Raw genomic sequence first — 22,110 nt, 5'->3', positions numbered from 1 at the left:
GCCGCGCTTCGTGCGTCGAGTTAGGAAATGGCGTCGAAACAGGATTGATCGTCAGCAGCTTGCTCACTCGCCGCAGTTGCTGCGGATTGCCGTCGGGCTTCTTCAGCGAAGTCCGCATGCGGAGTGCCAATGACGCACATCTGGATCCATCGCAGACCGCGTTCGCGCAGTTCCTTGCGACGCCTGCTGACGTTGGCTGCCACCCCTGAAGCGCTCCGTTGCTTCGCCTTGCCTCCAGCCTCGGCACGGATTGTCGCATCTGACACGTACATGCAACACCCAGATTTTTCTGAAGCGGCTCAGGGAACGCGAGCGATGAACCAGCGCGTCTCGGGAATTCGGCCGGCCTCATCGGCGCCGCTGGAGAGTTCAGGTGGTGGGATGAGCCACACCATTGCGATCGCGAATTCCTCTCCTACGGCGAATCTGGCCACAGCGTCCATGTCGCCAAGGCCGAACGCTTCCTGGGCTGACTCCCAGCCCCACTGAACGCCGTCGCGAGACCAACCGACCCACTGCTCCGGAACGCCTGCAGCCATCGGCGGCGGAGGACCCATGACTTCGAACAGTTCGACCATCGAGAACGAGACGAGGTCCTCGCCGGTGTCAGGATCCTCGAACGTCAGCATGGCGGAGTCGCCGGATCCCTCAGTGCGAACACCAGGCGGTTCCGTGGTGCCTTGGACTGCCTCAGCACTGAAGACGTATACCGCCTCACCGGCAGTCAGGTCCCACAGAGTGATTCCACCCTCGGGTTCGTTGAAGCGAAGCTCGTAGCCGTCCTTGTTCAGGCGCCCGTCGGGCATGGACTGGCCGGTTGCGGAATCTGAGCCGTCGAGCGCTGTGAAGCCCCCGACCACCAGGCCTGCGTCCCCGACGGCGAGACCGCCCAACGCCTCGAAAACTGGGAAGTGTGCAGTCTGTGTACCCGACTCGCCGGCCTGCTGGCGGTGAATCGAGCTGCCGAACCCTCCGCCGAGGATGGTCGAGAATCGGGCAGTCCACAGGGTGCCGTCGGGGGCGAACGCGTCGAGGTGAAGCACGTCGGCGGACGAGTCGCGGCCAAGTGGATGGACGCTCCACGACTCGCCGTCGGGCGATATCAGCAGACTGTCGCCCTCGTCTGCGTACAGGATCAGGCGAAAGCCGCCGTCAACGGCACTCCCCGTGCTCGCCCATCCGCGAAACGACCCGTGAAACGTGAGTTCTGTCTCCTCGCCGCTGAACAGGAAAACCCGCCCGCCGCTGAGGGGATCGTCGCGCTCGTCTCGAAGCAGCGCCTTCTGCGAGTCCGAGAGTGCCAGGTCATCGTGGGAAAAACGAATCTCCGTCTCGCTGCCGTCGCTGTTGTCCAGCCAGACGCGCACCGACTCGCCGTCCGACTCCCAGCCAGCGACGCGCGCGTCGGACTCCAAGCGTCCGGCATCGACAAGCAATGACGCGACGTCCAGCCGAGTGTGTCCCTGAACCGCAGCCACAACACCGTCGCCGGATACATACACCGAAGTACGGCTGAACCCCACCGTCTCGTCAACGCCGACGTCTCGACGGGCGGCCTCAATGTCCAACGCCGCCTGGCTCCATGTCGCGCCCTGATTGCCGGAAACGAAGACCTGCGCGCCGATATCGGCAACGTCTCCTCCGGCGGGAGGCTCTGCATAGAGCGCCCCGCTGATCGCAACAAGCTCATCAGACATGTCGATGCTCGACGTGAGCAAGAGCATCTCGTCTGGCAGCGGCATCCGCGTCCAAGTTGTGCCATCTCCGGTGACGAGCAGATGCGAGGTCGTAGGGAACGAGTCGCTCGCGGCTGAACTCCCTGCCGCCACGATCCTGCCGTCGCTCGTGGCATACAGCGCGATGCCATTTGGCAGGTCGAGCTCGACCTCGGCCCATTCGAGTACCGGGCCAGTCGACAGTTCCTCGGGTGACATGTCCGCCGCAGCGTCAGCGGTCGTCGAGTCTTCGGCGTCGAGGGAAGTGGACTCTGCATCGACGGTGGCGACCTGTTGTGGCTCACGAACGGATTCAGATCCGACGGCGTCGGATTCCTCAGGCTGGTCGCCACCCGTCGAGACACGATCGGTCGTGATGCCACCGCAACCTGCTAGAGCGCCGATTGCGAAAGCGGCACCGACAAGCGCCAATCGAAGGATCGGCGGGTCCAGCAGTTTCTGAGGAACCACTGAGTCGAGCCTATGTCTGGGCTTCTCGACGTAGGTGTAGCGCTGGCAGGGACGGCGACGCGGGAGTCGAATTCAGCGACGGGTTGGGGGGTTGGGGTGGCAGGATGTGCGGATGAGCGACTCGGGAAGCATCAGCGCAGTCGGCCACAGCTATGTGGACGCCGCGACAGGAACGCAGCTGGACGCCTGGTTTCCGGTGGGCGCGACGGCGGACTTTCCACCGGCGCGGTCATGCCTGGCGGTCGAACTGGGTGTGAACGTGGGCGAGACGGTCACCGTCACGATTGACGACCTCGATGCGCCGCCGGCGGACCTGGCAGATGCGTACCTGCGGCTGCATCTGCTGAGCCGCCGGGAGATCAAGCCTCACGACGCGAACCTCGACGGCATGTTCGGCCTGATGACGAACTGCGCGTGGACCAGTGCAGGGCCGGTGCTGCCTGAACGCGTCGACGATCTGCGGTCTGCGGCGGCCGCCGTCAGCCAGCCCGTCTCCGTCACCGCCGTCGACAAGATCCCGCGCATGGTCGACTACGTGATCCCAGCGGGCGTGCGCATCGGCGACGCCGACCGGGTGCGCCTGGGTGCCCACCTGGCCGAGGGCACCACCGTCATGCACGAGGGGTTCGTCAACTTCAACGCCGGCACGCTCGGCCCCGCCATGGTCGAGGGGCGCATCTCCGCTGGCGTGGTGATCGGAGCGCATTCGGATCTCGGCGGCAGCGCGTCGACCATGGGCATGCTGTCGGGCGGCGGCAGGGAACGGGTCTCGATCGGTGAGCACTGCCTGCTGGGCGCCAACTCGGGCATCGGCATAGCACTCGGCGACAACTGCACCGTGGAGGCAGGCCTCTACGTGACCGCGGGCAGCCTGGTGACCCTTCCCGACGGCTCGGTCGTGAAGGGTCGGGACATCTCGGGACACTCGGGCATGCTGCTGATACGCAACAGCGTCACCGGTGCCATCGAGATGCGGGTAGCCGATCCTGGCCGCTGGGAAGGCATCAACCCCGAACTTCACAAGAACTGAATCGCGGCCTCTCATCGAGCCTGCTGGCTCGGGATGGCACTGGGGGCGACCGGTAACGTCTGGAGCCACCGCGAATGCTCGGGAAGGCACATGGGGATTCGGCTTGACAAGCCTTGGCGGCCGCTCGACGAGGCCGCGATTGCCACGCTGCCGGCACAGCTCGGCGTGTACCACGTGGCTGATTCGGACGGCACGGTGCTGTCGGTCGGCTATGCCGGCGCCCGTGAGCTGTTCGGCATGCAGTCCGCTCTGTGGAGAGAAATCGAGCGACTGGGTGCCGCGGCCACGCAGTTCCGCTGCGAGTTCACCTCTAACTACCGCAGCCGCTGGGACGAACTGCTGATGCTGCACCTCGCCGACCGCGGCGATCTTCCCGAACTGCAGCGCGACCAAGCAGCACGAGTCGGGCGCCTCTCCCCCGCCTGACCGCCCCGGGTCGCGGCGCTGAGGCTCCGGCAGATCAGATGATGCGCTCGTCGGCCAAGGCGGCGAGATCGTCGGCGCCGAGACCGCAGAACTCGCGGTAGACCGCCTCGTTGTCAGCGCCGACGGGTCGGTACGGCTCGAGCTCGCGCAGGTCCGAGCCGTGCCAGTGCAGCGGGCTGTGCGCCAGCGGGATCTCGCCCAAGCCGTCCAGCTCGGTCCATTGCAGGAAGCCTCGCTCGATCATGTGCTCGTCGTGGACCACGTCGGTGACCTCGCGCACTTCGGCCACCGGCACACCGGCCGCCCCGAAGGCCGCGGCCGCATCCGCGCGGGTCTGCTCTGACGTCCAGCGCGACACCAACTCGTCCACCTCGTCCATGTGCTCGCAGCGTCCCGCATTGCTGCGCAGGCGCTCGTCGTCGAGCAGGTCAGCGCGGCCGACCACCTCCAGCACCGCCCGCCAGTGCGAGTTCATGGCTGCGATCAATGCGATGTGCCCGTCGCTGCAGGGGTACACGTTGGACGGCGAAACGCTCATGGCGGCGTTGCGATTGCCCATGCGTCCAGTTACCCCGTGCATCTGCCATGCCTGCAGCGACGTGGTGAGCGTGTAGTAGGTGGCCTCCGCCATGGACGTCGACACCAGACGTCCCCGACCTGTCCGCTGCGCCTCGAACAACGCCGTCACCACCGCGCCGTACAGGTGGGTACCGCCGAGGAAATCGATGAACGTCGCCCCGGATTTCACCGGCGGACGATCGGCAAAACCGTTGATGCTCATGACGCCCATGTGCGCCTGAACGGTGACGTCCATGGCAGTCCGCTGTGCATCCGGGCCGTCGAGGCCGTAGCCGCTGGCCTGCGCGAACACCAGCTTGGGATTCGTCTGCCACAGCGTCTCGGCATCGATGCCGAGCCGCTCCGGCACGCCGGGAGCGAAGTTGCACAGCACCGCATCGGCCCCGTTGGCCAGCTCGATGAACAGTTCCCGGCCCCGTGGCGACTTGAGATCCAGCGACACGGTCTCTTTCGACGAGTTGAGCATGGCGAAAGGCAGCCCGTGGCTGTGCCCCCGCAGCGTCTCACCGCGGGGATGCTCCACCTTGATCACGCGGGCTCCCGAATACGCCATGAGCAAGCCGGCATAGGGGCCTTGGTAGATCTGCCCGAGATCCAGCACCACCACCCCGTCGAGCGGCAGCGGTGCGCCGCAGCGGCCGCAATGCGCCGCCTGGCTGGGCGTCTGACTCGCTCACTTGAAGCTCCCACCGAGGATGTCGCGGGCCATGATCAGCCGCTGTACCTCGCTGGGACCCTCGCCGATCCGGCGGATCCGCAGCTCCCGGTACCAGCGCTCGAGCGGCAGGTCCTTGGTGACCCCGATGCCGCCGTGGATCTGGATGCAGCGATCCACCACCCGACCGGCCGCCTCGGAAGCGACGAGCTTGGCCATCGCCGCTTCGGTGCGGAACCGCTCGCCGCGGTCGGCCTTCTGGGCTGCCTCGAGCACGCACCAGCGTCCGTGACGGATGTCGATCTCGTTGTCGACGATCATCCACTGGACCGCCTGCTTCTCGGCCAGCAACGACCCGAACGTCTCACGGCTGCGGACCCACTCGATCGCCATCTCCTGCGCCAGGATCGCCGGCCCCAGGCAGCCCGCCGCATACGGGATGCGCTGGCGGCTGAGCCGATCGTTGGCGATGCCGAACCCCCCGTTCACCTCGCCGAGCACATGGCTGTGGGGCACCCGCATGTCGGCGAACTCCAGCTCGGTGGCATAGCGGGTGGCTCGCAGCGTGTGCACCACGCGGCGCACGTTGAACCCGGGCGTGTCGGTATCGACGATGAACGCCGTGACGCCGTTTCGGCCGGGGTCGTCGGAGGTGCGGGCGAACAGCAGCGCATAGTCGGCCTTGTCAGCGCCGGAGATGAACAGCTTCGAGCCGTTCAGCACCCACTCGTCGCCGTCCTTGTAGCCCCGGGTGCGGATGGCCCGCCCGGGATCGGAGCCGCCCGAGGGCTCGGTCAGGGCGAAACAGCCCATCTTCTCGCCGCGCAAGGTCGGGTAGAGCCAGCGTTCCTTCTGCTCGTCGGTGGCCTCGTAGAGCTGCGCCAGCCCGGCCCCGCCGAAGGTGCCGTAGCACGGGTTGTACAGGCCAGCGCGATGCTTGGACATCTCGATGGCCATGAGGGCTCGAGTGGTGGTATCGAGACCGGGACCCCCGTACTCGGCGGGAATGTCGAGGCCGTAGAAGCCCATGTCACGGGTCATCTGGATGAGACGGGCAGCGTCATCGGGTTCCAGCTCGCCGGCGTCAGGGTCGAGGTCGGCCTCCAGCGGGATGATCTCGCTTTCCACGAAGCGCCGAACCGTCTCCACGATCAGCTCCTGCTCGTCGCTCATGGAGAAGTCCACGCCGTGCCCCCTTCGCGCTGTCGCCGCGTCGGCGCCCGATGCTAGATCTCCGAGCCGAATCGAGCGGGTCCACGTCGACTGGTGCCGTCGAAGCGGACCCTCGATTTCACGTGTATCAGACTGACCTGCTGCCTGTGAGACACCCGAATAACGAGTTGCCGTAATGCGGGCTTGGGGCAGCCAAGCTTGATGAGTCTGACTGCAAAGCAGGACTCCCGCCACTGACGCCCGCAGGACGCCTTGGGTGTGTTCGCTCAACAGACCCATCTGACGCAGTGCGCGCTCCGGGTCGGTCAAGCCGCGGGCGCTGAACAAGGGTCGCCACAGCGACGGATCGAGGCTGGCGAAGCCGGATTGCAGCACCGGCTGCTCGTCAAACCACATGTGCCGCGCCTAGCAGGATGCTGAAAAAGTCGATTCTCAGGCGGTGTCCAGTTGCAAACCCGCAGGTCAGGGGCTTGTGCTTCCGGCCAGACCTGCATATTTCAGCATCCTGTTAAGCCCGGATCCACCGGTGGGGTGGGTGGTGTGGTGTTGGGCGGGTTGTGGGTGGGTTGGTTTGTGGCTGGGGCGGGTTTGGTGGGTTCGGACGCGTGCGGGGTCGGCGGCGGCTTGGGGGGTGGTTTGTGTGCTGCGCCTCGGGGGTGTGCTGCGCGGCGCTGCGTGGCGCTGGGGTTTGCTCAGCAGCGCTGGGGCAGGTTGCGGATGTGTCGCAGCGCGGCGGTGAACTGGGCTGCCCAGGGCCATCGGGCCGGGAGCCGCAGGGTGGGTCGGCCGCTGCGGTTGACGAGCCGTCCGGGGATGTTGAGCAGGCGTCGGGCGATGGTGGCCCCAACGGTGAGCTTGCGGGGTTCGTGGACCCGGCCGATGCGCGCGGTCCAGCGTGCGATGTTGTGGGCGAGGACGGCGAAGGCGAGCCAGGCGGCGTTCGCCGCGAACCGTCCTGAGGGGCAGTGGGCGAGGCCGCCGGCTTTGATGTCGCGGATGGCTTGCTCGACGCGGGCGTGAGCGCGGTACGCGGTGTCGGCTGCTTTGGTGTCGAGCCCCTCAGCGGGTATGTCGGTGACCACGGCGTGGTGGCGCCAGTTCGGCCACAGCTCGGCTTGGTCGCCGACGAGGCGGGTGCGGCGCACCACGAGGCGGACCGTGCGCTTGGGCTTGCCCGCGGCGCGTCGGCCGCTGGTCAGCGTGGCCTGGGCGACCTGGGCTTCGCCGTCGTCGGTGTAGCCGATCGGTGTCCAGTCGTCGTCGCCGATGGCGGCGATCGCCTTGTCGACAGCAGGGTTGCGGGCGATCGCGATCAGGAACCTCGTGCCGTGCGCGTCGAGCTTGTCGATCAGGTCCCACGAGAAGAACCCCGCGTCAGCTCGAAGCGTGAGCGCCGCGCCCGGCGCCAGGCGGCGCACCCGCGCCAAGGTCTCCGCGGCGAAATCGACGTGTCCCCGCTGCGAGGAGCCCTTGCGCATCCGGGAGTGCACGATCTCACCGGTGTCGTCGCGGGCCGCCACCAGCGGGTGATAGCCGAGCCGCCCGCCGTGGCCGTACGCGGCGCCGTGCTTCGCGTCGCTGTGCACCCCCCACAGCGTGGAGTCGATGTCGACCGTGATCGCTTCCGCGGCCGGGGCGGCCCCAGCAGCCCACGCACGGCCCAACGCGAGCTCCTGGGCGCGGTCGAGCTGGCGCACATGACCCCACGAGAACGACCTCGCGAACGTCCCCAGCGTGGACGGCGCCACCGGCGCGAACCCAACCACCGACCCAGCCGAGCCGGCCCGCAGCCGATCCGCGTCAGAGAAGAACGACCCGCCCACCAGCATCGAGCACACCGCCGTGAGCACCTTCGCTCCCGACCCGCGGCCCGCCGCCGGCGGACGCACCGTCTCGTCGATCAAGCCCTCCAAGCCCAGCCGGCCCGCCAAGGTGCCCACCGCCAGCAGACCCGCGTCCCCCACCAAAGAGCCCTCGTCGAACACTGCCTCGACCCGGTCCAACAACCGCGTATCATCGCTCACAGAAAGTGCCTCCCGTCATGGCATCACGCCGCGTTCTCACAAACGGCAAAATGCCACGTCAGGAGGCCTTTCTGGTGGACGCAAACCCCCACCAGCCCAACCGAACCGGTGGATCGGGGTTAAGGGAATGCGGCAAGCGAACCAAGCGGTGTTCGGCGCTGATCTCGAGATGGCGGTCAGTGCCTCAGTCGGTCTCGGGGACTCGGTCGGCGAGCCAGGCGCGCCAGCGGGCATCGTCGCGCTCGGCTATGGCGGCGCCATCGGGGCCGTAGAGGTACAGCCAGACCGAGACCATGGTGAAGCCGCCGCCGTCCTCGGAGGTCAGGAAGGCCGTGCCGGGGGCGGGGGTGTCGGCCAGCAGGCTGATGCGGCGGGGGCCGGTGTCGATGACGATGCCGCCCAGCCTCGTGTCGTCGTCCGCGGCCACGTCGAACCGCTCGCCGACCTCGGGCATCTTGTCGATGCCGAGCCCGCCGGCGAGGATCTCCCACCCCTCCTCGGGCGTGACCGGCCACATCACCATCGGCAGCGCCGAGGTGGCGGTCTGCCCGGCGAAGTGCTCGAGGTGGAGCTGCAGGTTGGCCATGAACAGCTTCCAGCCGTCCACCATGGCGTCGTACTGCGGGTCGCCGTCGCCGAAGCCGGCGTTGTGCAGACGCACGGTGCAGGTGTTGTCGCCGTGCGGCTCGACGGTCCACTCGAACGTGAGCCCGCCGACGCCCTCGCCGCCGTCGAACACGATCCGATGCGGCGGCTCCCACACGGCGACCCGGCCGGCGATCTGCATCTCGGGCTCGGGCCCGAACGATGCAACCCCCGCTCCCCCAGCACGTTCCTCGACAGTGTGAGGCACATACCACGACGAGATCCCCGGTCCCGTCGCCACCGCTCGCCACACCGTCTCAACGTCGCCGATCACCTCGACCGACAGATCAATAGCCCGTCCCGTGTCCGTCATGCCCTCAGCTTGCCCGATTGCGGCAGCATTGGCAGACCCTCCGGAGCGGGGCAGAGTGCCCTGGAAGCGTCAGCCATCGGTGCGGACCTCGATCGGGACAGCGGTGCCTGCCGCAACTGCGACAGGTGTCCAGAGATCGACCTCGACCTCGGGGCTTTCTATGGTGACGATGAGCGAGTAGCGAGCACCAAGATCGCTGCGGTCTCGGTTCCGCAATTCCTTCCACCAGCCAGTAACAGGAAAGACGGCGATCGTGGCACGCTGCGCCAGATCGGCCGCTGAACCTGTCCAATGATCGACGTGCAAGGAGCCACGGACGCGCTCCTGCGGGCCTAGAAACCACTCGCCGGTGTCATCGGCGGGAGGAGTTCGCTCTTCGTCCTCGGCGCGCGCTAGGAGATTGAGGCGCTCGCGAAACTCGTCCCGGGACTCGGTTGCTCGGCGAATGTCGAACCTCAGCCCATGCGATGCGTAGCGAAACCTGCTCTTCCATCCGAGACGCGACGGGTTCGGCAAGACGAAGTAGGACAGAGCGACCCGGAGCTGGACTTGTGTGACCCCAAGGTCAGCGAGCACTGCACTGGGCCACGGAAGGTCATGGAGATGCATTTCCCGCATCGTTCCGTCGCTGAACGGATGGATCGTGTCCTGGACTATCAAGGTCACGGCGTCATCGGCACTGCGTAGCGCCCGATCCCGGTCCGGCACCCCCCATCCGTAGCGACGCACCCGATCCCGATGATCCCGTTTCCGACCATCCGGCGTACTGGCGACCATTCGAGGCGACCACCGTGCCGACTGCACGACGAGGGCGCGAAGCGTCTCCGGCCAGAAGTCCGGATAACCCGCCTGAAGGTCAGCAGCGATGCCTCCAACCGCGGCCGTTGCCGGACTGGTTCCCGTCATCGTCGTGAGTAGACGGCCGCCTAGAGCCGTGGAGCGGGTTGTCAGCACACCCAGCGAACCGGGCGTGTCGATAGTTGTGCCAGCAGGCGACTCGGCGGCATTCCCGCCTTCAAACACGACATCGGGCTTGTGAGGCCAAATGCTCTTGAAACCAACAGAAGTGCGGCTGAACGGCGAGAGTTCACCGTGCGGTGCCAGCGGGCGCCAGCCGCCAAAGCCGACCTCAGCAGACAAGTCCTGCAATTCCGTCGAAGCTCCGACAGTGACGGCATTCCACGCTTGGCCGGGGTCTTCGACCGGCTCAAGATCAGACCGCGTGAGATGGTCGGGTTCGTACGGTCGCCGCACATTTCCGGCGGATACCAGAAACAGCCGCGCGCGGGTCTGCTCATCATCCAGGAGCGTGACAACGCCATCACTAGAAGCGTCAATCGCCTGTCCGGCAGCGAGTGCATCGAGTGCAGCTGACCACCCTGAGGGTTGGCCGAGCGCTGAGCCATCCGCATCGCGCCTCCGTGCTGCCGACACCGCTGTAACGAAGATGCGATCCCGTGCTGGGTGCGCGATTTCCGGCAGCGAGACTGCCTGCGCCGTCAGGGCAGCGTAGAGCTGCTCCTCGTTATGGCCTTGGTTCGGCAGGATCTTCACCGACTCAAGCCACCTAGTGATTCTCACTGGCTCAAACGAGAGCAGTGCGTGGCCGAGATCCAGGTAAAGAGCTGCTCCGGCCATTTGTGTCCCGTGTCCATGACGGTCGGTCGCATCCCACAGCGGACTACACGCCTGTGCATCCGCGCGTGCCAGCGCGGGCGCGATGAGCGGATGGACCGCGTCAATGCCGGTGTCAAGCAGACACACTGCGGGCGCGCCCGGTTCAGGCGGTTCGATGCGGTTAGCAAGGTCATCGACGAGAGCGCTCTGATCGGCTGCGGACCAGTCCGCCAAGGGTTGAGCTGCCACGGTTGGGCGGCGAAGCTCCGCAAGGTCATCTAAGACGCCGATCGCCGACGACAGCTGCCGCGCTGTCGCCTGGACGAGCATCACGCGCCGTTCGCTGAATATCAGCCGGGACGGACCGACTATCACGTCTGTCTGTTCGGCGAACGAACTGACTCGCTCCTCGACTCCATCTCTTTCGCGTAGCCACAGCTCCCACCAAGCGCGTTCATCGGGCGGGGGAAACAGCTCAGCCGGTTCAGTCCAGAAAGCCTCGAGTGTCGCGAGGCGCAGGTCAGCGATGCGCTCAACGAGCTGTTGGTTGCGCGGATTGCCCTTCGGCGTGTTCTCGTTGGCGTACTCCTCAAACTTGCGCAGAAAGCCACCGACTTGTTGATCAGGCACGAAGACTGTCGCCACTTGGACGACGCGCCCTTCAACGGTGACGTCCTTTACTGCGCGCAGCTCCGGATGGAGTTTGGAATCACGGGGTTCGAGAGATTGAAGCGCGAGCTCATATCCGGGAAATGACTCGAATTCCACGTAGATGCCGTCGATGGTTCCTTCCACTTCGATCTCGCGCTCCGACGTGCGCTGGTTCTGGGCGACATCGAGTGCGGACTCAAGCCGTTCGCTCAGAAGTCGGCTGTGCGCCTCGCGATCGCCCGGCGACGGGGGTGATTTTCCATCGCGACCTGACGAGGCAGGTCGGTAGCTCTCGACGGCCGCCGGTGCAGTGACGACTACGTGGGGGCGATTCCGTTCGGCCACTACGAGTGAGCGTTGTCTCGATGTCGGGCTTGGAGCGCATCCAAGAGCGTCTGAGTGTCGACGGTACTTCTCTCGGCCAGGATGCTGGCCTTGGCTGCCTGTTCTGCTGCGAGGGTGATCTCGCTGTGGCTCAGCCCCTTCGCTGCAGGACCGACCTTGCGCCAATCAATGTCAGCGAGATCGAGTGCTGCGAGACGGTTGCGGATGACCATGTTCCCGATCCGCACATCCGGAAGGCAGTACTCCAAGCGGGTGTCGAAACGTCGAAACAGGGCTCGGTCCAATGCCTCGGGCACATTGGATGTCGCAATCAGAATGCTGTCGGAAGTGTCGTCTTCCAAGAACTGCAGGAAGGAGTTCAGCACACGCTTGATCTCGCCCACGTCGTTCGGCGCCGCTCTCGTGCCCGCCAGCGCATCGACTTCGTCGAACAGATAGACGCCGGTCGTGGCGGCCATGGCATCGAAGATCATTCGCAGCTTGGCAGCCGTCTCGCCCATGAACTTCGTAATGAGGCCGTCCAGCCGCACTGCGAACAGCGGCAGCGACAATTCACCCGCTAGTGCCCGCGCGGTCATTGTCTTGCCAGTACCTGGCGGCCCTACGAGCAGCAGCAGCCGAGCAGGCACGAACCCGCGAGAACGCAGCCGGTCCCGCTGGCGCTGCTCGTGGAGCATGCGTTTCAGCTCGCGGCGCAACGGAGCCGCCAATGCCATGTCGGCGAGACGCTCATCGGGATACGCGGCCGTGAGCAACGATGCGAGCTCTCCACGAGGTGCCGCGACTGGGGTAGGCACCGCGGCATGCGGCTGGCCCCTCCCCGCGTCAATGAGTGCCTTGAGGTCCTGCGCGTACGTCGCATGGCCGCTGCGAGCCTCTGTAGCAGCAAGCTGCAACGCGACCGCGTAGAAGCGCTCGTCATCGCCAGACGCATGGCTCTTGATGAGCGCCTTGACCTGGTCCGCCGTCGCCATGCCACCAGCCTCCCTGAGCCCCTGACGGTACCCCGGCCCACCACCTCGCATCAGACGAAGCGAAGGCAGCGCGGTGGGCCAATACTGTATATGCAGATAGCTAGATATCATACTATCTAGATGTCCCGCGGCGTGCGACGACAATCCTGCTGTGGGGAGGATCAGATGCCTGCAAGGGAAGACATGAAGAACCTGACGCTGCGCATTGACCGCACACTGGCCGACCAAGCCCGAGCCGTTGCCGAGATCACAGGATCGACCGTGAGCGACGTGATCCGCAACGCTCTCGCAGAGCACGTCGAGCGACGTCGCAAGGATCCCGAATTCCAAATGCTCCTGAGAAGGAACCTCGAGCGCCACCAGGAGCTACTGAACATGCTGGCCGACAGCTGAATTCGTCCGCGTCGAACTCGACGCTTGAGGACGTCAGGAAGCGTTGAATGGGATATTGGAATCGCCGCCAGATGGAAGAACATGAGCGAGGTTGGTCGAGTAGCGACAAGTCTGTCTGCATGGGCTGCATCGAAGAAGATGCGCTTGAATCGATTGTCCAAGCAGATTTAGACATAGATCACTGCTGCGACTTCTGTGGAAGATCACCTGCGGCGCCTCTCGATTCGCTTGTCGGTGCCTTCGTGGATGGGCTCAAGAATGAATTCGAACTAGCAATTGACAGCGTTCCTTGGGAAGGACGCGAAGGCGGGTTTCTTATCAACCTAAAGTGGGATACGTATCAGCTCGTCTGGGACTTTGAGTATGTCTTCAAGTCAGAAGAGCTCCTCATGGCTGTCTGCGATGCCATACACTATGATATTTGGGTGGAGAAGGACTGGGTTACACGTCGTCGCGATGAGGTGCTCACTGACGCCTGGACAGAGTTTTGCGAAGCCGTCAAGTATCACACTCGATATGTGATTTGGCTGCTCCCTGAAGTCGAAGATATCGGCGCAGGCGAGATTCAACTCTCTCGCATACTGGACTACATTGCGCGGCTTCTTTCAGAGCTCGAGCTCTTCAAGGACACCACGGACGAGCGATGCTTCTGGCGGGCGCACTGCCACGACGAACCCGAGATTCAACTCAGCGCAACGCGACTCGGAACGGTTCCGAAGAAACTGGCGCGCAAAGACAACCGCATGAGTCCTGCGGGTATCCCTCTGTTCTATGGTGCCCTCGATGAAGAGACAGCAGTCAAGGAAGCCAGCGAAGACGACAGCCGTCGATATGTGACTGTGGCCGCATTCGAGCCATCATCGAAGATAAAGGTAGTCGACCTTACATCACTACCGGACACTCCTAGCATCTTCGACCCAGACTTAGGCCATTTGCGCAGGGAGATCGATTTCCTACATCGGTTTGCCGCAGAACTCAGCAAATCAGTCGATTCAGATGACGCAGGATTAGAGTATGTACCGACCCAGATCGTAACTGAGTTCCTGCTGCATGTCTTCCGCGCTGACCAAGAGCCGCCCACCCGCGGACTGATATATCGTTCGTCGGTTGCTGATGGTGAGTGCATTGCCCTGAATATTCCGAACCATCGCTGTCTCGATGCTCCTGAGTGCGATGCCAGTTCGGAACCAGGGCTTCTCCTGATCGAAGGAAGCGCAAGCACAAGAGCCAATACGGGGATCTAGATGCAGAGCGCGGACTTGGCTCCACTAAACCTTCGTGGCGGTGCCGAGCCAGATGGTCTTGCCGATGGTGGCGAGCGTGGTCTTGTGGGCTTCGTAGTCGGGCATAAGTCGCGCGACGGTGGACCAGAAGTCAGGCGTGTGGTTGACCTCGCGCAGATGGGTTAGCTCGTGGACGAGGATGTAGTCGATCAGCGTCGGCGGCATCTGCAGAGCCGCCCAGTGAAGGCTCACGCGCCGCGGAACGCCCGTCGGACGAGTTGAGCCCCAGCGATAGCCGAGGCCGCGTACTTCGGCATCGACGTCCGGTTCGCCGGCGCGGGCGGCCCAGGGCTGGATTCGCCTTCGGATCCATGTTCCGCCGGTGTCGATGTACCAGCGGCGCATGGCGGATGGACCATCGCCGGTGATGGCATCAACTGCTGGCAAGTGGAATCGGCCTCGCCCTAAGCGCACCTTGGTACCGGGCGGGTCGTCGCTGAGCGTGAGTCGGTAGCTGTGACCGAGGTAGGCGAAGCCTTCGCCCTCGACGAACTGCTTGACCACAGGCGGACCGGTGAGGGCGTCCTTTTCCGAAAGCTTGCTGTGCACCCATTGGCGCTTCTTGGCGATGAATTGCTCGGCACGCTCGACAGTCGTGCCATGAGGAATCTTGAGTTGGAGCGAAGCGTCGCGCTCGACGATGATCTCGATGGTCTGGCGATCGCTGGGCAGAGCGACCACGAACGTCAGGTCGCCAGCGATGAGGGTCGACTCGCCGTCGAGCAGCTTGCCGTCACGCTCCGAATCGGTCGGGTCCCGGTGCGGCGCCAAGCTGCTATCGGCAGGCGTGGCGATAGCAGTCATGTCAGATTGTGCTGGTTGGCCTTGGCGACTGCGACAATCACGACGGCCAACTCGTCCAGGCTCTCGTAGGTGAACATGTCGCTGTAGTCCAACTGACCCTTGACGGCCTTCCGAAGATCGTCCTGTCGGATCGCATTGCTCCAGAACCCGGCCTTGCTCGTGATACGGCGAATCTCGGTTACTAACGCGGTGGTCAGGTCCACTAGCCGGTCCCCAACATCAGTATCAGAGCTCGCTACCTGCTCGGCCATCAGGCTGTAGAACGGCAGCTCAGTGACCGGGTCGAGTCCGGTGTTGTCCTCGTCGGCGGGGCCTGCGTTGACAGTCTCGACGAGAGGCTCGAACTCGAGCGCTATCTGATCCCACTGACTCTCGAGCCGTTCGAGGATGGCGTCGATTCGCTCGGAGAGCTTGGTGTAGTACGCCGGGTTCTCGTCGAGGTGCTCTCGAATGTGGTGCCGTAGTGCGTGCTCCATCTCGGACGCCTTGGCCCGGTCCGAGGCGAAGCCTTCGACATGGTTGCTGAAGTCGACATCGGTGATCCGAACGGGCGGGACCTTCTGGCTGAGGTCGAGCACAGTGACATGCCGGTCGATCAGCTGCCGCACCTTCTCCTTGTACTTGTGCGGATCGAAGTCGCCGTCTGGCGTGTCGCGGTAGCGGCGCCGGGTCTGCACCTGGACTTCTGCGAACAAGTTCACGTCAGCAACGAAGGGCAGCGCCTCGGGCCGTGGCAGCACGGTGTCGAAGGTGGTCAGCAGCTTCCGCAGCGCAGCATCGAATTCGGCACGCAGCCGTTCGTCGGCAAGCAGCGCAACGCAGTCCTCCACCGTGTCGGCCGACGGCGACACGCCGCGCTGCGCGAACAGCTGCCGTACCCGCTGCCGCTGAGGCTCCAGCTTCTCGATCTCGGCTGACAATGGCCGCAGCGCGGCACCGGCGTCGGGGTCCATCTCGCCGTCGCTGCCCCGGTAGGCCGCCAACGCCTCGGTGAGCTGGGCCGATACGCCGTAGTAGTCGACCACCAGGCCGTAGGACTTCTTGGGAGCAGTCCGGTTCACTCTCGCGACGGCCTGCAGCAGCTCGGCTTCTTGGATCAGGCGGTCGAGGTACAGCACTTGCGCCTGCGGGGCGTCGAAGCCGGTGAGCAGCATCGACTGCACGACCAGCAGCGCGAGCGGGTCTTGGCCTTCGCCGGTGCCGAGCGGCCGTTGGAACCGGTCGATCACTGCCCGTTGCCGCCCCTTGTCGGTCCACGCTCCCCAGTCCGCCGGATCGTTGTTGTCGCCGGAGATGACCGGCACGAATCGGAGCTCGCGGATCAGGTCGACATGCTGGGACGCTCCCGCCAAGAACAACTCATCAGCATCAAGCCGCCCAGGACCCTTCCCGCCCGCCGCCGCGTGCTCAAGCAGGTCATCCACCAGTTGGTCTCGCGCCCGGTTCAGGGCATCGACATAGAGCGTGCTGGCCCGCCGGCTCACGGCGATCACCATGCCCTTGAAGCCGTCGGGCATGGCCGTGCCGACGTAGTGGCGCACCATGTCGCGAGCCTTGGCCTCGATGAGCCGGGGTGCTTCGAGCACCTGTGCTGCTGTGGCGTACTGGCGCTGGAGTGTGTCGCGGTCCTCGTGGTTGAGCTCGGAGAACCACTGGAAGAACAGGTCGTCCATCTTGGACGCACCCGACACCGCCGCATCGGTGGTGCGGCCCTCGTAGTGGATCGGCACGGTCGAGCCGTCGGCCTCGGACTGCGCCAGCGTGTACTGATCGAGATAGCCGCCGAAGATGGCTGTCGTCTCTTTGCGCTTGCCCATGATGATCGGCGTGCCGGTGAAACCGATACGGGCCGCTTTGGGCAGCGCAGCCATCAGGTTGGCGTGCAGTACCGATGCGTGGGACCGGTGGGCTTCGTCGACCAGCACCAAGATCGACTCCGAATCGTTCAGCACTCCAAACGACTCGCCCTCACTCAGACCCTCGGCGTCGCTGCCGGTGTCGTTGTACTTCTGGATCATCGCCATGACCACGGCAGGACCGGGTTGGCTGAGCAAAGCCCTCGCTTGGGACCCGTTGCGAGCCATCTTGACGGTCTCACCCGTCAACTTGGCGGTGTCGGCGAGCTGCTGCTCGAGGTCGATCCGGTCAGTGACGAGCACGATCTTGAAGCTGCGCAGCGCGGGATGGCTGCGCATGGCGCGGACAAGAAACACCATGGTCAAGCTCTTGCCGGAGCCTTGGGTGTGCCAGACGATGCCGCCGCGGCGGTCCACTTCGCCGTCTTTGGCACGGGTCTTGCCGACCATCAGCCGATCGATGGCCTTGTGAACCGCCCGGTACTGCTGGTACCGGCACACCAGCTTGACTACGCGACCCGAAGCGGCCCCGGCGAACAGTGTGAAGTGGCGGATGATGTCCAGCAGCCGTTCCGGTGCCAGCATCCCGGCGGTCAGCACTTCTTGCTGGGTGACTGCAGCAGCGTCCTTGCCGAGCGACGCGGCCACCTCGGCCACGGTCGCCGGAAACGGGTCCTTCCAAGCCATGTAGTGCTCGGGCAGCGCTGAGAACGTACCCGCCTCGGCCCGTTCGCCGGTCGTGGCGACCGTGAACTGGTTGGTCCAGAACAGATGCTCAGCACCCTCAGCGATGTAGCCGCCTCGTTGATTGGCGTAGCGGCGAAGCTGATCGATGGCATCTGCTATGCCGCTCTCAGTACCCGGCGACTTGGCCTCGATCACCACTAGCGGAATCCCGTTGACGAATAGCGTCACGTCGGGCCGGATGTTCGGCGCCTGCCCTGGCGTCGCCACAGCGAACTGCGAGACAGCGAGGAACTCGTTGGCTGACCAGTCATCCCAGTCGATGTAGTTGATCGTCTGATCCCGACCACCGTCCCAGCCGTCGAGACCGGGAACGGTGACACCACCAAGCAGCAAGTCAGTTGACCGCCGATTGTTCTCCAGCAGCTTGCCGCCAGGAGGCATCGACCGCAGTTCTGCTACCGCTGCGCTGACCCGGGCATCATCAAGCCAAGGCAGACCGTCGGCGCCGCGATTGATCCGCCGCAACGCCGACTCCAGCCGCCGCTCAAGAAATACGTCGCGCTCCGACGCTCGCTTATCAATTCCGTCGGCCTGTCGCTCGGACCAGGTCAGCCTCTCCCACCCCAACAGGGCCAGATGCTCAAGCAGTGGCCTTTCGACCTGTTCCCACTCGGGACCGGGACTCATGCTGCAACCGCACGGATTCGCCCTGAGAGCAGATCCTCAGCAAGACCGGTGCGAAGCTGCCACAGCTTCGCCTGCCCGGCCTGTTCCACTCGGATGGCGTTGTCCGAGGTGTCGAGAATTTCCGCGATCCGCCGCTGTTCCTCCAGCGGCGGCACGCTGATGGGCAATGAGACCAAGTCTCGCTGAAAGAGATGCGGGATAGAACTGCCTGAAACTCGCTCGTCCACGAGCCGCCTGAACACGGTGCCCGTTAGGAGGTGGGACAGGTACCTGTAGTCGAGGCTCGGCGACGGACGCACAAGCATCATGGTGCCGTTCAGAGTTGCGGGGCCTGGCAGGGCGTCGATACGTGCCGTGCGTCCAATCGTGCCGTCCTTCGAGACGATGACATCACCGATCCGAAGCGCGATTTCTGGTGATTCTCGGTATCTGTCAACCGTCAAGTGATCGCATCTGGCCCAATCAACTGCTCCAGACTCAATGTGCTTTCCGGCGATCAGGAAGGGTCCGCTATCGACGTACTCTGAAGCCGAGAGTCCGCGCCAGCCGATTCTTGCCCTGATCTGAGCGTGATCGCCCAAGCACTCCTGCCTCCATTCAGCTATAGCCGAGTCCATAGAGGCGCCTCTTGAGACGGGCGACTGTTGCGCTGGGTTCGGATTCGATTGAACCCGGATTCGTGCGGTGCCTCTCGGTGATTCAGCGTGCGGGTGCTCCTGACTTGGCTCCAGAGAACCGGGAGTCGAGCCGTCAGGAGCTGCATCCAGAAGCTCTTGCGCGAGACCGGCGCGGACTTGTCGGCGTTTGGCGATGACACGTTCCGAGGCGCGGATGGCGTCGTCAACCGAGTCAAGCACTTCCGCAATCCGCCGCTGCTCCGCCAACGGCGGCATCGGAATGACCATGTTCCGAAGCTGTTCGGCGTAGATGTGGATAACCGTCGAGCCGCGTCCCATGCGTGACTTCTGGATACGAGAAAGTGCGCTGTCGGCAGCGTGCCCCAAGAAACTGGAGTTGATTTCGATTGCTGGACGCAGGATGATCACGTCACCGCCGCAGTAGACACGCTCACGCATGAGATTCACAGCGGATCGACCTATGTCGTCGGCCGTCTCCCCCGACCCGGCGAAAAGGAGGTCGCCGTAGTGGAGCGCCGTGTAGGAGCTGGTTCGATCAGGGTCAATTCGCGACCGGGTGTCGGTGACTCGGCCGTCGTGGTGGGTGTACAGGTCCCCATAGCGAACACACGGAAGGCCGTCATCGACCTCGTCTTGCTTGGAACCGCCGCCGCCCCGCAAGAAATGGCCAATATTCCCCAACCGCTCAGCCATCCATTCGCTCGGTAGTGCTCCGAGCAGTCCGCTCTCGGTGCCTTGGTCACCCATAGCCGAGTTGCTCGAGATGCGCATCGATGCGAGCCGTGGCCTTGTCGCGTGCGGCTTCGAATGAGCGCAGGGTGGTGCCGTACTTGGCAACGAGGTCGTCGTATCGGATGACAGCATCGCGTTCGATGGCGGCGAAGTGGTCTGTCGTCAGCCGATCGAATCTGCTGTGGAGCGCGCCGATCGCCGGCGAGGGAGCGTCGTCGGCCAGCATCGCTTCAAGCGTGCGGCGTGCCGTGGCGACGAGCGAGCCGTCAATCTCCTTGAGCGCCTTCTTGAGCTCGGTCCGCGCGGTCTTCAGTTTCCTGATGTCGCCCGGGGACAGCGCGTCCGCGTCGGCCTCATGATCGCCTTCAGAGGCTCCGGCTGCTGCGATCTCCGCATCGAGGTCCGCTAGCTTGGCAGCAATGTCGGTGCGGCTATCCGACTGGGAACCGGCCAGGAGCTTGATGGCGATCTGATCAGCCAAGTCGGGCAAACCCTTGTTGCCTTGGCTGGCTTCGGCGGTGGTGAGCCACGCCTCGATGACGGCCTTCCAGCCTCGGCTAAGCGCTGTCTGAAGCTCATGGACGCTCTCGTCCCACCATGTGGCCGCCATGCCTGCCGCCTCGAAGGGGCTCATTTCGGCTGGCGCCATCTGCTCGACGAAGCTGCTGGTCAGCCGCTGCCGCAATCCGGCCAGGCTGTCGTAGTCGGGCAGCGCCAACAGCAACGGTTCGACGATGTCGGCCCACCAACTGGGCCACGGGCTGGCCGCCTGCCGCTGAGCGGCAGCGCAACCGATGGCACGATGGGCGCCCTCGCGCCCATCGGCGCTGGCGATGTCGTGCCGCCAATCGGCGTAGCCGTCGCCCCGGTCAGCGAACAGAACCTCCAGCGCATTCAGACCGACGCGCTCCAGCAGTTCCGATGCTTCATCAATCTCTGCCATCGGCACGCCGCCGTGCAGATGAGCGCGGACATCATGGGGCTCGGGCGGCGGGGAACTGTCCGCGTAGCGGCGGATGTTGCAGTTGAAGTCGTTGTCTGCCAATTCGTCGATCGTGACGATCTTGGCAAAGCCATCCACATCGACGAAGTCTCGGTAGGCAGCCGTGATCTTCTCTTCGTCCCGAGGGCGGAGGTGATTCTGGGCACGGCCCTCGCCGTAGTCGCGATCGGCGTTGATGAACAGGACCTTGCCCTGACGCTCGGGCGGCTTGGAGTTCCTCGCCCGCAGGATCAGGATCGCGGCCGGGATGCCGGTGCCGTAGAACAGGTTGGGGGCCAAGCCGATGACGGCTTCGAGCAGGTCGTCCTCAATGATCTGCTGGCGAATGTCGCCCTCGGCCCCGCTGCGAAACAACACACCGTGGGGCATGACGGTGGCCACGATCCCCTTGGGCCGCAGCACGGCGACCATGTGTTGGAGAAACATCAAGTCGGCCTTCTTGCCGCCCTCGGGCGTGTAGCCGTACCGGAAACGTTCCTGATGGCCCATGTCGGCCTTGTCGTAGTTCTGGCTGAACGGCGGGTTGGTGATCACCCGATCGAAACGCTGCAATTCGCCGTCCTCGACATGAGCGGGACTGGCGAGGGTGTCGTCGTTGCGCAGGTCAGCGTCGGGGATGCCGTGCAGCAGCATGTTCATCTTGGAGATTGACCAGGTGGTGCCGTTGTTCTCCTGACCGGCGAGCACGAGGTCGGTCGGGTCGCCGCCTTCTTCGGCGACGTGATTCGCTGCGTAGATCAACATGCCGCCCGAGCCAGCGCACGGGTCATACACGCTCATGCCTGGCTCGGGGTCGACCAACCGCACCATGAGCCGGACAACGGGGCGGGGTGTGTAGAACTCACCGCCCTTCTTGCCGGCGGAGTCTGCGAAGTCGCGGATCAGGTACTCGTAGGCCGCCCCCAGCAGGTCCGGGAACTCGAAGTCCTCGTTGCGCAGCGAGTACTCCGAGAAGTGGTCGATCAGGTCGCGCCACTTCCGATCCGACACCGTCGTGTTGCCGACGCGTCGGTTGAAGTCGATGTGCTGCAGCACGCCCTCGAGCGACCTGTTGCTTTCCTCCAGCGCTGCGAGCGCTTTGTTCAGCCCATCCCCGACCTGGTGGTGTACCTCGTTGCGTAGGTACGACCAGCGCGCCAGCTCGGGCACGAAGAAGGTGTCCGTGAAGGAGTCGGGGTCGTCGGCTCGCGCCTGCGCCTGTTCCTCTGTGCGCCCCAAGGCGCGCTGGCGAGCGAGCACAGCCTCCCGCTCGACGTCGAACTCATCGCTTGCCCGCTTCAGGAACAGAGCGCCGAAGATGTACTCCTTGAACTCCGACGCATCCATCTTGCCCCGCAAGATGTCTGCGGCAGCGAACAGATGCCGTTCAAGCTGAGGCAGCGTGAGCACGACGCGAGGCTAGGTCGCCC

At 64.6% G+C, this 22,110-nt stretch carries 16 protein-coding genes; 4 read left to right on the top strand and 12 right to left on the bottom strand.

Going from position 1 to position 22,110, the window contains the following annotated elements; all coding sequences use genetic code 11:
• Nucleotides 1-20: 20 nt before the first annotated feature.
• Both ACOGXQ_RS18360 and ACOGXQ_RS18355 read right to left on the bottom strand, forming a co-directional pair.
• The gene (locus ACOGXQ_RS18360) at nt 21-272 is read right to left on the bottom strand and encodes an antitoxin MazE-like protein (RefSeq protein WP_419945050.1); all 252 of its coding nucleotides are present in this window, start codon (nt 270-272) and stop codon (nt 21-23) included.
• A gap of 27 nt (nt 273-299) precedes the next feature.
• Nucleotides 300-2,186: a hypothetical protein gene (locus ACOGXQ_RS18355; RefSeq protein ID WP_419945049.1), complete on the bottom strand. Its 1,887-nt coding sequence runs from the start codon at nt 2,184-2,186 to the stop codon at nt 300-302.
• 112 nt (nt 2,187-2,298) lie between these two features.
• Here ACOGXQ_RS18355 and ACOGXQ_RS18350 point away from each other — a divergent pair, with 112 nt between their 5' ends.
• Nucleotides 2,299-3,216 (top strand): DapH/DapD/GlmU-related protein, encoded by a 918-nt coding sequence (locus ACOGXQ_RS18350; RefSeq protein ID WP_419945048.1) that lies wholly within the window; start codon nt 2,299-2,301, stop codon nt 3,214-3,216.
• Between the two features lie 90 nt (nt 3,217-3,306).
• A complete protein-coding gene (locus ACOGXQ_RS18345) occupies nt 3,307-3,642 on the top strand; it encodes a DUF7508 domain-containing protein (protein WP_419945047.1) in 336 nt (111 codons plus the stop codon).
• A 34-nt stretch (nt 3,643-3,676) separates the two neighbouring features.
• Here ACOGXQ_RS18345 and ACOGXQ_RS18340 read toward each other — a convergent pair whose 3' ends face one another.
• The 6 genes from ACOGXQ_RS18340 to ACOGXQ_RS18315 form a co-directional block, all read right to left on the bottom strand.
• On the bottom strand, nt 3,677-4,822 hold the full coding sequence (locus ACOGXQ_RS18340; protein WP_419945046.1) for a CaiB/BaiF CoA transferase family protein: 1,146 nt from the start codon (nt 4,820-4,822) through the stop codon (nt 3,677-3,679).
• Between the two features lie 72 nt (nt 4,823-4,894).
• Nucleotides 4,895-6,061, bottom strand: coding sequence for an acyl-CoA dehydrogenase family protein (locus tag ACOGXQ_RS18335; protein ID WP_419945045.1), 1,167 nt, complete (start codon nt 6,059-6,061; stop codon nt 4,895-4,897).
• Between the two features lie 680 nt (nt 6,062-6,741).
• Complete coding sequence (locus tag ACOGXQ_RS18330; RefSeq protein WP_419945044.1) at nt 6,742-8,073, bottom strand: IS1380 family transposase; 1,332 nt, start codon at nt 8,071-8,073, stop codon at nt 6,742-6,744.
• Nucleotides 8,074-8,257: 184 nt separating this feature from the next.
• Nucleotides 8,258-9,031 (bottom strand): SRPBCC family protein, encoded by a 774-nt coding sequence (locus tag ACOGXQ_RS18325; RefSeq protein ID WP_419945043.1) that lies wholly within the window; start codon nt 9,029-9,031, stop codon nt 8,258-8,260.
• A gap of 69 nt (nt 9,032-9,100) precedes the next feature.
• Complete coding sequence (locus ACOGXQ_RS18320) at nt 9,101-11,644, bottom strand: S8 family peptidase (RefSeq protein WP_419945042.1); 2,544 nt, start codon at nt 11,642-11,644, stop codon at nt 9,101-9,103.
• Complete coding sequence (locus ACOGXQ_RS18315) at nt 11,644-12,618, bottom strand: AAA family ATPase (protein WP_419945041.1); 975 nt, start codon at nt 12,616-12,618, stop codon at nt 11,644-11,646. The genes ACOGXQ_RS18320 and ACOGXQ_RS18315 overlap by 1 nt, the downstream gene beginning before the upstream one ends.
• A gap of 165 nt (nt 12,619-12,783) precedes the next feature.
• Here ACOGXQ_RS18315 and ACOGXQ_RS18310 point away from each other — a divergent pair, with 165 nt between their 5' ends.
• Together ACOGXQ_RS18310 and ACOGXQ_RS18305 are read left to right on the top strand one after the other, a co-directional pair.
• Nucleotides 12,784-13,011: a hypothetical protein gene (locus tag ACOGXQ_RS18310; RefSeq protein ID WP_419945040.1), complete on the top strand. Its 228-nt coding sequence runs from the start codon at nt 12,784-12,786 to the stop codon at nt 13,009-13,011.
• Nucleotides 13,012-13,082: 71 nt separating this feature from the next.
• Nucleotides 13,083-14,255: a HEPN-associated N-terminal domain-containing protein gene (locus ACOGXQ_RS18305; RefSeq protein ID WP_419945039.1), complete on the top strand. Its 1,173-nt coding sequence runs from the start codon at nt 13,083-13,085 to the stop codon at nt 14,253-14,255.
• 24 nt (nt 14,256-14,279) lie between these two features.
• Here the strand turns inward: ACOGXQ_RS18305 and ACOGXQ_RS18300 are convergent, their stop codons facing one another.
• Genes ACOGXQ_RS18300 through ACOGXQ_RS18285 form a run of 4 tightly spaced genes read right to left on the bottom strand, consistent with a single transcriptional unit; the run spans nt 14,280 to nt 22,090 of the window.
• Entirely contained in the window at nt 14,280-15,098 is an 819-nt protein-coding gene (locus ACOGXQ_RS18300) for a M48 family metallopeptidase (protein WP_419945038.1), read from the bottom strand.
• Nucleotides 15,095-18,328, bottom strand: a complete 3,234-nt coding sequence (locus ACOGXQ_RS18295) for a type I restriction endonuclease subunit R (RefSeq protein ID WP_419945037.1) — start codon at nt 18,326-18,328, stop codon at nt 15,095-15,097. Before ACOGXQ_RS18295 ends, ACOGXQ_RS18300 begins: the two co-directional genes overlap by 4 nt.
• Nucleotides 18,325-19,713, bottom strand: coding sequence for a restriction endonuclease subunit S (locus ACOGXQ_RS18290; protein ID WP_419945036.1), 1,389 nt, complete (start codon nt 19,711-19,713; stop codon nt 18,325-18,327). The genes ACOGXQ_RS18295 and ACOGXQ_RS18290 overlap by 4 nt, the downstream gene beginning before the upstream one ends.
• Nucleotides 19,706-22,090, bottom strand: coding sequence for an N-6 DNA methylase (locus ACOGXQ_RS18285; protein WP_419945035.1), 2,385 nt, complete (start codon nt 22,088-22,090; stop codon nt 19,706-19,708). Before ACOGXQ_RS18285 ends, ACOGXQ_RS18290 begins: the two co-directional genes overlap by 8 nt.
• Nucleotides 22,091-22,110: the final 20 nt, after the last annotated feature.

Origin of the sequence: Candidatus Poriferisodalis sp., from assembly GCF_965208485.1 — a bacterium.
Classification (GTDB): domain Bacteria; phylum Actinomycetota; class Acidimicrobiia; order Acidimicrobiales; family Poriferisodalaceae; genus Poriferisodalis.
The sequence above is the reverse complement of the archived record's forward strand: the minus strand, read 5'-3'. Positions and strand labels throughout refer to the sequence as shown.